This window comes from Anaerocolumna chitinilytica (genome assembly GCF_014218355.1).
Lineage (GTDB): Bacteria > Bacillota > Clostridia > Lachnospirales > Lachnospiraceae > Anaerocolumna > Anaerocolumna chitinilytica.
This window is the reverse complement of record NZ_AP023368.1, coordinates 3,099,982-3,112,677: the sequence shown is the minus strand read 5'-3', so window position 1 is coordinate 3,112,677 and position 12,696 is coordinate 3,099,982. Positions and strand designations below refer to the sequence as shown.

The following is a 12,696-nucleotide window of genomic DNA, read 5'->3' as shown; positions in this document are numbered from 1 at the left end:
AGAGGAGCAATAATGAAGGAAGATATTCTGATTAGTGTAATTATACCTGTTTATCAGACAGAAAAGTACTTATGGCGATGTGTTGAAAGTGTTCTGCAGCAATCCTATAAAAATCTTGAAATACTCTTGATTGATGATGGTTCCACCGATAAAAGCCCTGCTATTTGTGATAACCTGGCATTATTAGATCAGAGAGTAAAAGTTGTACATCAGGCAAACGGCGGAATCTCCAGGGCCAGAAATACCGGACTGGGTAAAGCAAAAGGAGAATACCTGGCATTTTTAGACAGCGATGATTTCCTGCAGGAGCACTTCATTAAATACCTGCTTTTTCTGTGTCTGAAGAATAAGGCGGACATAGCAGCCTGCAAGCTCTATACCGGAAGTGGTTCTGAATTTAAGGGAGTATCTATGAAGGGGGAGACTTATGTTTTTGAAAAAAAGCAAGCACTTCTTAGCCGGAAGATAAAGTCTGGGGTAGTTGGAAAGCTTTATAAAAGAGAATTGTTTAAAGATCTAACCTTTCCTGTAAGTGATCATTTTAACTATGAAGATGAAGCATTAACATACAAGCTATTATACCGATCTAGTAAGGTCGTATTATCCGCGAAACCATTATATTATTATTTCCAGAATACTGAGAGTACTACTAGAAAAGAAAATCATTATAAGACAGAGGATTTTTATGAGGTATTACAGAATAGAATACAGTTCTTTTCTGATAAAGACAAAGAGCTGTTAGAGTATTCCTGGGAGTATTTCTGTTTAAATCTGATGCTGTTTTATATCAGCTGTAAGAAGGATAAAAAGAATACCAATGATAAGGAAAGAATCTTAAAGCTCTATGAAAAAGCATATTTAAAGACCATATTCAATAAAAGGACTTCTTTTGCAGATAAGCTGATGTTTACCTGTTTTTATTTAGCGCCGGATGCCTCCTCAGCATTTGCGAATAAAGTTGCATTCCCGCTAAAAAGAAAGATTGGTGAATTGTTATGAGGGTATTGTTATTGACAGAAGAGGCTTGGAACGACAGCATTTACCCGAATAATGTACTAACAAATTGGTTAACTGGTTTTACTGGTAATATTGCGAATGTATACCTGGCTTCCGGAGAGCCGGAGAATGGCTGCTGTATGAATTACTTTCAGATAACAGATACGATGGCATGTAAAAGCCTGATATGTAGTAAAGCTGCAGGTAAATGGTTCTTTTCAAAAAGTTATGGAAGAAGAATAAAAAGCAGTTCACAGCATAAAGGTCACCTAAAAAGAGAACATACAGTGTTAAAAGGTGTACTTGGGGGGACAGCCAGGTTATCCAGGGATTTCTTATGGCTAAACAGTAAGATTGCAGAGGGACCCCTAAGGGAGTTTCTGACAGACTTCAGACCGGAGGTAATCTTTAGCCTGCGGTTTTATTCCAGAAGAATGTTATATATGGAACGACTCCTCCATTCAGTTACCGGAGTTCCCGTTATTGCTTTTACCGGCGATGATGAGTATTCCTTGCGACAGATTAGTGCTTCCCCTCTTTATTGGATTAGAAAGATTAAGTTTCGCAGGGAATTAAGGGAAACAGCTCCGATTTATGCAAAGTATCTGACCTTGTCTAAGCGGCAAGCGAAGAACCTGGAAGAAGAGCTTGGTGTTAGCACCGCTGTTTTGCGAAAGGGCGGTGATTTTGAAGAGTATCAGTCAAAACCTGTGACAGAGCCGATAAAAATTATCTATGCAGGCAGGCTTTATTGTAACCGAATCAGAACAATTGATGCTCTTTCAAAGGCCATCAAGGTTATAAACCATAGCAAAGTTCTGGTAACTCTTGATATCTATACAAAGGATCCGATAAATGAAAGGCTGCAGCTGCAAGATAACCGTTCCGTATTTGTTAAAGGATATCTCTCAGCGGAAGACTTAAAGAACGTGTATAAAACAGCAGATATCGCTTTATTAGCGGAAAGTTTTGATAGAAAGAATAAACTCCTGACCAAATACTCCTTCTCTACCAAAGTTGTGGACTGTCTGGCCTCCTCCTGCGCAATTCTTGCTATTGGACCTTATGAGAATGAGGGAATCCGTTATCTGAAACAGAATAGAGCAGCTTTTTGTGTCGGAAATCCGAAAAATATTTACCTTATGCTGTCACACTTAACAGCACAACCAGATAAAATAGAGGTATATAGAAAAAGGGCCTGGGAGCTTGGTAAAAAAGAGCATCAAAAGGAAGATATCAGAAAAAAGCTGTATGAGATTTTTGCTGCTGCTATATCCCAGAGTAAAAATGTTAAAGATAATGTTCTTTGATTTTGATTAAGGGGGAAAAGGTATGAAGATACTGGTTACCGGAGCAGGAGGTTTCCTTGGCAGGAATCTTCTGGCACAGCTCACAAATCAGAGCGGGGTTCAGTATATTATCTATACCTATGATAAATCCAACAGTTTGAAGGATTTAAAAGAATATACAAAGGATTGCGATTTTGTATATCATTTTGCTGCAGTTCACCGCCCTGTTAAAGAAGAAGAATTTCAGAAAGTCAATTATGAATTCTTTGAGACTTTGCTGAAATATTTAAGAGACAACGGTAATCACTGTCCGGTGCTATATACCTCATCCATACAGGCTGTACAGGACACGGAATATGCTAAAAGCAAGCGAATGGCGGAAGAGGCTCTGAAAGAGCATGGGAAACTAAATGCCAGCAAAATAATAATATACCGTCTTACCAACACTTTCGGAAAATGGGCAAAGCCATGTGCCTATTCCGTGGTAGCTACCTTCTGTTATAACATAGCCAGAGAACGTGAAATCGAGATAAATGATCCGAATACCACAATGAGATTTTATTATGTAGATGATGTGATAAATTCCTTTTTGGAGCATCTTACAAATGAAGTCGCTCCAGATACCGATGGCTATTATAGATTGAGTGAAGAATACTGTTATTCTGTTACCCTGAAAGAACTAGCAGATACCATTCGGGGATTTAAACATGATAGGGAGAACAATTACATTCCTGATTTGAAAAATCCATTTAATAAAAAACTGTACAGCACATATTTAAGTTACCTTCCCACAGAGGAGTTAAAACTTTCCTTAAAGAGTCATGAGGATGACAGGGGAAGCTTTACAGAGCTTCTTAAGACAGAGGGCTGCGGACAGATATCCCTAAACATTACAAAGCCCGGCATTAAAAAGGGAGAACATTTCCACAATACAAAATGTGAAAAATTCCTGGTGCTTTCAGGAACTGCTCTTATTCAGATAAGGCGGATCGGTACCAAAGAAATTATTGAATACAAACTGTCAGGGGAAAACCTCTGCCTTGTTGAAATTCCTCCGGGATACACTCATAACCTGATAAATACAGGTGAATCGGACCTGTATACACTGATTTGGGCAAATGAAGTCTTTGATAAGACACATACGGACACCTATCCTTCTTCCGTGTCCTTACTTCATGCATTTGCCATGTAGAAGGGAGAAGTTCATGTTTACAAATAAAGTGCTTCTTATTACCGGCGGCACCGGTTCCTTTGGCAATGCGGTGCTTAACCGATTTTTGGAAAGTGATATCGGTGAGATACGTATTTTTTCAAGAGATGAGAAAAAACAGGATGATATGAGACATTTCTATCATTCTAAAAAGATAAAATATTACATTGGTGATGTAAGAAATCCGGCTAGCTTAAAAGAAGCCTTCAATGGAGTTGATTATATCTTTCACAGCGCAGCCTTAAAGCAGGTGCCTTCTTGTGAATTTTTTCCTATGGAAGCTGTTAAAACGAATATTATCGGAACTGACAATGTTCTGACAGCAGCGATTGAAGCCGGAGTCAAAAAGGTTATCTGCCTTTCAACGGATAAGGCAGCTTATCCTATTAATGCCATGGGCACCTCCAAAGCTATGATGGAGAAAGTAATGGTGGCTAAGGCAAGAATGATGCCGGAGGAAAAAATCCAGATATGCGGAACAAGGTATGGGAATGTAGCCTGTTCCAGAGGCTCTGTTATACCTCTTTTTGTTGAGCAGATGAAGGCAGGTGAACCACTTACGGTGACAGACCCTGAAATGACTCGATTTATAATGACGCTAGAAGAAGCGGTGGAATTGGTTATCTTCGCATTTGTGCAAGGACAGAGCGGAGACATTTTGGTTCAGAAGGCACCGGCATGCACTTTAAGAACTCTGGCCCAAGCTCTTTGTGAAGTCTTTTCTTATAAAGAGGGAATGAAAATTATCGGTACGCGTCACGGAGAAAAGATGTATGAGACACTCTTGACAAAGGAAGAAAGTGTTTTTTCCAAAGATATGGGTGATTATTACCGAATATTGCCGGATAACAGGGACTTAAATTACGATGTTTATTTCACAAAAGGGGATAAAAACAAACGCAGAGCAAAAGAATTCAACTCAAAGAATGCCAGGCAGCTTGGAGTTGAGGAGATGAAAGAAAAGCTGCTATCACTTTCTTACATCCAAAAGGAATTAGAGCACTTTTAGCGTCTAGGAAGCATGGATATTTAGTTCAGGCTCCGAATAGAATGTCTAAAAGGGCAAATAGAAAAGAGTACTTCCCAATGAAGATTCTGGTTACCGGAGCAGGCGGCTTCATCGGCAGACATATGGTATCTGCCTTACAGGACAGGAAAGGAATAACTGTTTACCAATGTTTTCATGAGACAGATAAGGAAGAACTGGATGCTTATCTGTCGCGCTGTGATTTCCTCTATCATTTGGCAGGAGTCAATCGTTCGGAGCAGATGGAGGATTTCACAACGGGTAATACCTTGTTTACAAAAGAGCTTGTTTGCAGCCTCTTAAGGCATAAGAACAAATGTCCGATACTTTATGCTTCTTCGATTCATGCTGTGCTTGAAACCCCTTACGGAAGGAGTAAGAGAGAAGCAGAGGAAATACTGAAAACTTATGAAAACAAGGGAGGCAGGGTGAATATCTACCGGCTGCCAAATCTATTTGGAAAAGGTGCCAAACCAAACTATAATTCAGTAGTCGCAACCTTTTGCTATAACCTGGTAAGGGGATTGCCTATTGTAGTCCATGACAGAAGCACTGTTCTAAATTTAAGTTACATTGATGATGTGGTTCAGGAGTTTGTCGGTGTAATAGAGGGAGAGGGCAGGAAAGAAGCAGATGGATACTATACAATTTCTAAGATCTTTCGAGTAAGCTTAGGAGAAATTGCAGATACCCTTTACACCTTCTTAAATCAGGAGGTCAAACAGGAAGAATTGACAGAATTTCAAAGAGATTTATATGAAACCTTTATAAGTTACAAGCTTGAAGCACAATCTTGAGAGGGTTGGAAGGAACATGGCTGATATGCATTGAGGAAGGAATGGGGGCATATGAGGATTCTTCAGATTAATGAAGTGTACAAAATTCTTAGTACCGGCAGAACTACGCTGGAGCTGGAGGAGGAATTAAGAAGGTACGGACATGAAAGTCTGGTAGCTTATGCTTATCGGGAGATGCCGGTCAGAAGAAAAGAGAAACGTAAAGAGTTTGAGAAGGGACACTATGTTATCGGAACAGCCCTTGACCGGAAAATACACGCTCTAAGCTCCAGGCTAAGCGGCTTACAAGGGTACTTCTCCAATGGTGCCACACAGAAGTTAATTCGGTATATCAATAAACAAAAGCCGGATATCGTCCATCTTCATAATGTTCATGGGAACTTTTTGAATCTAAACAAACTGCTTGCTTATCTTGGTGAAAATAATATTGCAGTGGTGGTAACCCTCCATGATTGCTGGTTCTATACCGGACGCTGCACTCATTATACGGTAAATTGTTGTTATCAGTGGCGGGAGGGCTGTCAGAAATGTCCTAACAACAGAAATACACCACCAACCTGGTTTTTTGACCGTTGCAGCAGGATGTGGGAGGATAAGAGAAAGTATTTTGGCGCTATCAAAAATCTAGCTGTTATCGGAGTCTCAGATTGGATTACCAATCAGGCAGAATGTTCTTTCTTAAAGGACAACGGTCTTGTTAAGAGAATCTATAATTGGATTGATTTTGACGTGTTTCAGGTAACTGAATCCCAGGATATCAGGGAAAGCCTTAGCATCGGAGAGGAATTCGTAATCCTTTCAGTTGCAGCTACCTGGTGTAATGCCAAAGGACTTAAGGGGATGATTAAACTCGCCCAAAAACTCTCTGACTGCATATTTTTACTGGTGGGGGATATGGACAGCAGAATTAAGCTTCCGCCTAATATCAAATTAATCCCACGTATCAATAACCCATACAGCCTTGCAAAAATCTACAGTAGTGCCGATGTCTATGTTTCCCTCTCAAAAGAAGAATCCTTTGGAAAGACTGTGGCAGAAGCATTAGCCTGCGGAACACCGGCTATAACCTGTTCCTCCACTGCTTTAACAGAGCTAGTAGGATACCAATGCGGTTATACGGTATACGGCAGGAGTTTAAAAAAATTTTACAACCGTATTCTCGAAGTAAAAAATAAGGGGAAAGCATACTATAGTGAATACTGTATCAGGTACACAAGGAAGCACTTTTCAAAGGAATCCTGTGTTCAGGAATATATTAAAGTCTATGAAAAGCTTATAGGAGACAGGAGTCAGACAGACACCATTTAGGCTGCATTACATATTCTGATTAGTACAACATGCGATTATATTACATTGATACGATGGCTTTGGTATGTTGTTTAAGAGAGGGAGGATAAAGGATGCTGCCATATATTATGATACTTATTCTATTTGCTACCTTGGCACTCTTAAGTAAAGCAGAGAGTTATACCGAGAGTGGTGTAAGACTGGAAGGAAAAACTTTTGCTCTTTTAGCCTCCTGCTTTCTTTTATATTTACTTACCATTTTAAAATCTCCGATTACAGGAGATTACAGCAGATATGCAGACAATTTCTTTAATTCTGTAAAATATACCTTTACTTTTTATCTAGAGCGTAAAAAAGAAGCCGGGTTTTATATGTTTACCAAGCTTTTAAGCGAAATACAGTATAATACGTTCTTCTATTTTGCAGTAACCTCCGCCATTCTTTATTTATGCTTGTTCATTTTTCTAAAAAAATATGCTGTTAATAAACTATATGCAATTTATTTTTATTATACTATAGGACTTTTTGCTTTTTCTCTGGCAGGTTTAAGACAAAGCCTTGCAATGTCCATATGCCTGTTTGCCTACGGTATGATAAGAAAAAGAAAACCGGCTGCATTTATTATTATAGTAGCTATAGCTTTTCTGTTTCATAAATCAGCAGTTTTCTTTTTGCCTGCTTATTTTATTGGCCGTATTCCCTGGAAGGCAAAATACCATTTTGCAATTTTGGCGGGATATGGTTTGCTTGGAATCTTCTTTGATAGATTTTACTATCTGGTGGCTTCCTGGATGGATTATGATTACGGCATTGAGAGTACCGGTAATGGCAGTATCTTTCTTATTATCTTACTGATTATAGGTTTTCTGGGAGTTGTTTATCGAAAAGAGTTAATAGCTGCAGATAAAGAAAGTCTGCTGTTTTTGAATATGCATTTTGTTGTAATACTTCTCTGGATATTCCGCCTTTTTACAAGGACGGCAGAAAGACCGGCTCTTTATTATCTATACGGAAGTATCATCTTACTGGATAGGATTTTGTCATTACGGAGTGAGGAGAGGGAGAAAGAAGTAACTAGAAAATGTATTCTGCTTTGTTCAGTGGTTTTGTTTGGAGTCTTTTTTTTGTATCGGACGCTAAGAGATGGCAATCTTATACCTTATATTTCGATATTTCATTAATTATGCATACTGCTAAGCTGCAGTTGTGGCTCACTAGTGGACGCACTTTATGCACATCACAAGACTGCCGTTGATTGCCGGAAGTCTTGTGAGAATTTAGTATCAACATAGTTCGCGCTTCATCAGCGCGGAAAGGATGGAGCTATGAAAGAAGCAAAGATAGATATTGCTGTGCTATTGATATTTTTTGCAAGGCCGAAGCAATTTGAACAGGTATTTGCCGTAATTAAAGAAGCAAAGCCTTCCAGACTTTATCTGTATCAAGACGGACCGAGAAAGGGCAGAAGTGAGGACATGGCAGGAATCATAAAGTGCAGGGCAATCGCTTTTGACATTGACTGGAATTGTGAGATACATACCTTTTTCCAAAGTGAGAATGTGGGTTGTGACCCATCTGAGTATATAGCTCAGAAATGGATGTTTCAAACGGAAGAAGAAGGGATAATACTGGAAGATGATGATGTTCCCTCACTTAGCTTCTTTCCCTTTTGCAAAGAGCTTCTTAAGAAGTACCGGGAGGATGAAAGAATAAATATGATATGTGGGATGAACAATACCAAAATCTGTGAATATACCCCCTATGATTATCTGTTTACAACCTCGGGGTCTATCTGCGGCTGGGCATCCTGGAGGCGGGTAGTGGAAACCTGGGATGAAAAATACAGCATATTAAAAGATCCTTTTAATCTAAAACAGTTTAAAAATTATCTGGATTCCTTTATGGAAGGTGCTTCGTATATTAACACACTAAGGAGACATCAGTATGCAGGAAAAGCATATTATGAGACCATTCTTGGCAGTAGTATGCACTTAAACCACAGGCTTAATATTGTACCTGCTAAAAATATGATAACAAATATAGGAGTTACAGCGAATGCCACTCATTCCGTATCGGATATTCGGATGCTCCCAAAAGGGGTCCAAAGGATATTTAATATGCCAGCCTATGAACTGGAATTTCCAATAAAGCATCCGCCTTATGTAATTGAGGACAAAGAATTTAAAGAACGGATTGACCGGGTTATGGGTAAGGGGCATCCTCTTATTCGGTATTACCGGAAAGGGGCAAGTATATTGCGCCGTTTGAAATACAAGGATTATAAAGGTCTTAAGAAGAGTTTACTACGTTTGCTGCGAATAAAATAACAATACACAAAGGGGATTCTTATGGGAAGGAGAGCAGTGATGGCAAATGGGTGATATGAATGAAAATGAAAGTGCCAGACAGATAAAGGCAGGTGCGGTATTAGGATATATTACAATATTTATTAATCTGTTGGCTGGCTTAATCTATACACCCTGGATGATTAGAAGCCTTGGACAGGATAATTACGGACTCTATACATTGTCAGTGTCCCTGATTGGTATATTGGTGATGGATTTTGGGCTTGGTGCCGCTGTCACCCGCTTTCTCTCTCTGTATAACTCCAGGGATGATAAACAGGCAGCAAATAACCTGCTTGGTATCATATATAAACTCTTTTTTTTCCTTGATATCTTTATTGCAGCAGTTCTAGTCATAGTTTATTTTTACATCGGCAGTATTTATAAAGAGCTGTCTCCGGAACAAATTGAAAAGTTAAAGATTATCTTTCTTATATCCGCCGCTTATAGTGTTCTAGCATTTCCTTTCGGTACTCTAAATGGTATCCTGACCTCCCATGAAAAATTCGTACAGCAAAAAGCCTGTGAATTATTTTATAAACTCTGCAATATGGCTTTTATTATTTGGGCTTTAGAGATGGGCTATGGCCTTTATGCCATGGTTATGGTAAATGCGGTTACCGGAGGCTTAAATATTCTGCTGAAACTTTTCCTGGTAAAAAGAACAACTAAGATTAAAGCTAATTTTCATTATAAGGAAAAGAAAGTTACAAAAGAATTGTTCCAATTCTCCTTATGGTCTACCGTTGTCAATATTGCACAGCGCTTTATATACAATATCATACCCAGTATTCTGGGAATTTACTGCGGTGCTATAAGTATCTCTGTATTTGGTGCTTCTGCTACGGTGGAGGGGATTGTATTTACCTTCGCTCTTGCTATAAATGGATTGTTTCTTCCGAAGGTTTCCAGAATTCTTACCAGGGAGAAGGAAAACAGCGAAAAACATTTGCTGGAACTGATGATTAAAGTCGGAAGGATACAACTCTTTTTAATAGGATTGATTTTTATAGGTTTTCTTGCAATTGGAAGGGACTTTATAGAACTTTGGCTTGGTAACGGTTTTCAAAATGCCTATATCTGTATTCTTTTTCTTATATTCCCAAGTATCTTTGAACTTACCCAGCATATTGCCGGATTAACCATAACTGCTACGGGTATGGTTAAATTACAGTCTTATGTCTATACCATTATGGCTGTTATAAATGTGCTCCTGTCAATTCTTTTAACAAAAGAGTATAAAGAAATCGGAGCAGCAATCTCGGTATGTACTGCCTACCTTTTTCGTACAACAGCAATGAACTATATCTATTATAAAAAACTTCACATTAACATCGGAATATTTTTTAAGGAATGCTTTCTTAAGATGGGAATACCCCTTATATTGTCCTTGGCAGCAGCTATTATTATTGCATTTATACCCTTTAAAGGAGCAATTTATTTTCTGTTAAAAGGTGCATTGATTGCCGGGATCTATCTGGTCATGATGTGGAGATTTGGGCTGAATTCCTTTGAAAAGAACCTTTTCTTTTCCGTCCTTCGCAAAAGTGTAAAATTAAAATAAGAAAACAGGGAGGCCTTATGAGTACCAGATTGGCTATAATTATACTTCACTATAAGAACTATCAGGAAACAATGGCCTGTGCCAGATGTGCCTTGGCGCAGAAAGGTAAGGACTATGAAATTATCATAGTGGATAATGGTTCCGGTGATGGTTCCTATGAGATTCTGAAGCAAGAGTTTAAGAATACACCTCATTTAACAATAAAAAAGCTAAAGAAGAATCTGGGTTTCGCCAGAGGAAATAATGCTGGAATACGCTATGCAAGGACCCATTTCAATGCAAAAAACTGTTTTGTCTGCAATAGTGATGTTGTGTTTGAAGATACTCTTTTTGAAGAACTTCTGGCAGCACCGAGTGAGGGGATTGGATGTCTATCCCCTGTGGTGTATGACACAGAGGGGAGCCCTCAGCCGCTTTCCATTAATATGAAAAGTCCCTATAAGACAATTATATTTACTTTACTTTACCTTATATACAAGAGCCTGCCCCAAAAGCTGAAAAGGAAGCTGCTGCTGAAAACTGGAAAGATATTATATCTTTTGATTAAGAAAGGTATAACTGGGCTTACTAAACTTCGCGCCTACTTAAAAAAAGAGAAAAGGCAGCAACACCAGGAGGAAATAAAGGAGGAAACTGCAAATAACACATCTGCAGAGAATCCCTTTAGAATGCAAGGCTGTGCATTTATGCTGACAGAAGAATATTTTAAGAATTTTAGAGGATTGTACCCAAAGACCTTCTTGTATGGAGAAGAATTAAACGTGTCCCTGTATCTTAAGAAAGCAGGACTTTTAGCAGCTACGGTTAACACCTCACCGGTCATTCATAAGGGAGGGCAATCTTCCATGAAGCTATTAGGTGAAGAGGAAGATAAGAAGAGGTTGATGCTTGCTAGAAGAAGTCTCTTCCACTCCCTGCCCTTACTATTTTTAAGTTCAAAAAATATTCGTAGATTTTACTAGTTAATTAATGGATGCTCGAATTATATTTCTAATGTAAAATGGAGGATAGAATGGGTAGATTGAAGCTGATGACGATACTTGGAACCAGACCGGAGATCATAAGACTCTCTCAGACAATCAAAAAATGCGACAGCTATTTTGACCATATCCTTGTTCATACAGGGCAGAATTGGGATTATGCGTTAAACCAGATTTTTTTTGAGGATTTAACACTAAGGGCACCGGATGCATATCTGGACGTGGTCGGAAATAATCCAGGCGAAACCATTGGCAATATCATCGCTAAAAGTTATGAACTTATGCTTCGGGAAAAACCTGATGCACTCTTGATCTTAGGAGATACCAATTCTACCTTGTCCGCTCTTTCTGCCAAGCGGCTTAAAATACCAGTTTTTCATATGGAAGCCGGGAATCGCTGTTTTGATGAGAATTTGCCGGAAGAAATCAACCGGCGGATTGTGGATCATATATCGGATGTTAACCTATGCTATAGCGAGCAGGCCAGAAGATATCTTCATGGGGAGGGTATCCCAAAAGACAGATGCTTTGTAACCGGATCTCCTATGGCGGAAGTACTGTCAGCGAATAAGGAAAGAATAGAAAAATCCCAAATCCTAAAAAAGCTGGGACTCCTAGAGGAGGAGTACATTGTACTGTCAGCTCATAGGGAAGAGAATATAGACAATGAAAAGAATTTCTTTCAGCTTATGGAGGCTGTTAATGCTTTGGCAGAGACTTATAATATTCCGGTTATCTATTCCACCCATCCTCGTTCGGCAGGCTTTATTGAAAAAAGGCAGTTCCATTTTCATCCCAAAGTTCGTTCCCTTAAACCATTTTCCTTTTCAGATTATAATCACCTGCAATACCACTCCTTTTGCACCATCTCTGACAGCGGAACCCTGCCTGAGGAGGCAGCTTATTTTAAGCATTTTCCGGCTGTTTGCATCCGTACTTCCACAGAGAGGCCGGAGGCACTTGAAAAGGGAGCTTTTATCCTGGGCTCCATATCGGCGAAGGAGGTATTACAGGCAGTAGAGCTTGCGGTGGCCATGGCGGACAGAAAGGAAAAAATAAGTGAGGTCACAGATTATTGTGAGGAAAATGTAAGCAGCAAGGTGGTGCGAATCATTCAAAGTTATACCGGTATCATTAATCGAACAGTGTGGAGAAAAGATATTGATTGACAGATGTTTCCTTTTTTCGATTTGGTTATAGT

The 12,696-nt window shown here is 39.1% G+C and carries 11 protein-coding genes; all 11 read left to right on the top strand.

Annotated features, from left to right (window positions below):
- Nucleotides 1–12 precede the first annotated feature (12 nt).
- The gene (locus bsdcttw_RS13595; RefSeq protein ID WP_185255403.1) at nt 13–999 is read left to right on the top strand and encodes a glycosyltransferase family 2 protein; all 987 of its coding nucleotides are present in this window, start codon (nt 13–15) and stop codon (nt 997–999) included.
- Entirely contained in the window at nt 996–2,306 is a 1,311-nt protein-coding gene (locus tag bsdcttw_RS13590; protein ID WP_185255402.1) for a glycosyltransferase family protein, read from the top strand. Before bsdcttw_RS13595 ends, bsdcttw_RS13590 begins: the two co-directional genes overlap by 4 nt.
- 22 nt (nt 2,307–2,328) lie before the next feature.
- Entirely contained in the window at nt 2,329–3,477 is a 1,149-nt protein-coding gene (locus bsdcttw_RS13585) for a polysaccharide biosynthesis C-terminal domain-containing protein (RefSeq protein WP_185255401.1), read from the top strand.
- A 13-nt stretch (nt 3,478–3,490) separates the two neighbouring features.
- Nucleotides 3,491–4,504 (top strand): polysaccharide biosynthesis protein, encoded by a 1,014-nt coding sequence (locus bsdcttw_RS13580; protein ID WP_185255400.1) that lies wholly within the window; start codon nt 3,491–3,493, stop codon nt 4,502–4,504.
- Between the two features lie 77 nt (nt 4,505–4,581).
- On the top strand, nt 4,582–5,319 hold the full coding sequence (locus bsdcttw_RS13575) for an NAD-dependent epimerase/dehydratase family protein (protein ID WP_207726405.1): 738 nt from the start codon (nt 4,582–4,584) through the stop codon (nt 5,317–5,319).
- A 51-nt stretch (nt 5,320–5,370) separates the two neighbouring features.
- Nucleotides 5,371–6,627, top strand: coding sequence for a glycosyltransferase (locus tag bsdcttw_RS13570; protein ID WP_185255398.1), 1,257 nt, complete (start codon nt 5,371–5,373; stop codon nt 6,625–6,627).
- A 92-nt stretch (nt 6,628–6,719) separates the two neighbouring features.
- Nucleotides 6,720–7,787: an EpsG family protein gene (locus bsdcttw_RS13565; protein ID WP_185255397.1), complete on the top strand. Its 1,068-nt coding sequence runs from the start codon at nt 6,720–6,722 to the stop codon at nt 7,785–7,787.
- Between the two features lie 144 nt (nt 7,788–7,931).
- A complete protein-coding gene (locus tag bsdcttw_RS13560; protein WP_185255396.1) occupies nt 7,932–8,933 on the top strand; it encodes a hemolysin activation protein in 1,002 nt (333 codons plus the stop codon).
- Between the two features lie 46 nt (nt 8,934–8,979).
- Nucleotides 8,980–10,515, top strand: a complete 1,536-nt coding sequence (locus tag bsdcttw_RS13555) for an oligosaccharide flippase family protein (protein ID WP_207726404.1) — start codon at nt 8,980–8,982, stop codon at nt 10,513–10,515.
- A 17-nt stretch (nt 10,516–10,532) separates the two neighbouring features.
- Entirely contained in the window at nt 10,533–11,477 is a 945-nt protein-coding gene (locus bsdcttw_RS13550; RefSeq protein WP_185255394.1) for a glycosyltransferase, read from the top strand.
- A 50-nt stretch (nt 11,478–11,527) separates the two neighbouring features.
- On the top strand, nt 11,528–12,664 hold the full coding sequence (gene wecB / locus bsdcttw_RS13545) for a non-hydrolyzing UDP-N-acetylglucosamine 2-epimerase (protein ID WP_185255393.1): 1,137 nt from the start codon (nt 11,528–11,530) through the stop codon (nt 12,662–12,664).
- Nucleotides 12,665–12,696: the final 32 nt, after the last annotated feature.

Coding starts and splice junctions, on each gene's coding strand:
- bsdcttw_RS13580 (WP_185255400.1), top strand. CDS start 3,491: ATGTTTACAAATAAAGTGCTTCTTATTACCGGCGGCACCGGTTCCTTT.
- bsdcttw_RS13570 (WP_185255398.1), top strand. CDS start 5,371: ATGAGGATTCTTCAGATTAATGAAGTGTACAAAATTCTTAGTACCGGC.
- bsdcttw_RS13555 (WP_207726404.1), top strand. CDS start 8,980: ATGGGTGATATGAATGAAAATGAAAGTGCCAGACAGATAAAGGCAGGT.
- bsdcttw_RS13595 (WP_185255403.1), top strand. CDS start 13: ATGAAGGAAGATATTCTGATTAGTGTAATTATACCTGTTTATCAGACA.
- bsdcttw_RS13575 (WP_207726405.1), top strand. CDS start 4,582: ATGAAGATTCTGGTTACCGGAGCAGGCGGCTTCATCGGCAGACATATG.
- bsdcttw_RS13590 (WP_185255402.1), top strand. CDS start 996: ATGAGGGTATTGTTATTGACAGAAGAGGCTTGGAACGACAGCATTTAC.
- bsdcttw_RS13560 (WP_185255396.1), top strand. CDS start 7,932: ATGAAAGAAGCAAAGATAGATATTGCTGTGCTATTGATATTTTTTGCA.
- bsdcttw_RS13550 (WP_185255394.1), top strand. CDS start 10,533: ATGAGTACCAGATTGGCTATAATTATACTTCACTATAAGAACTATCAG.
- wecB (WP_185255393.1), top strand. CDS start 11,528: ATGGGTAGATTGAAGCTGATGACGATACTTGGAACCAGACCGGAGATC.
- bsdcttw_RS13585 (WP_185255401.1), top strand. CDS start 2,329: ATGAAGATACTGGTTACCGGAGCAGGAGGTTTCCTTGGCAGGAATCTT.
- bsdcttw_RS13565 (WP_185255397.1), top strand. CDS start 6,720: ATGCTGCCATATATTATGATACTTATTCTATTTGCTACCTTGGCACTC.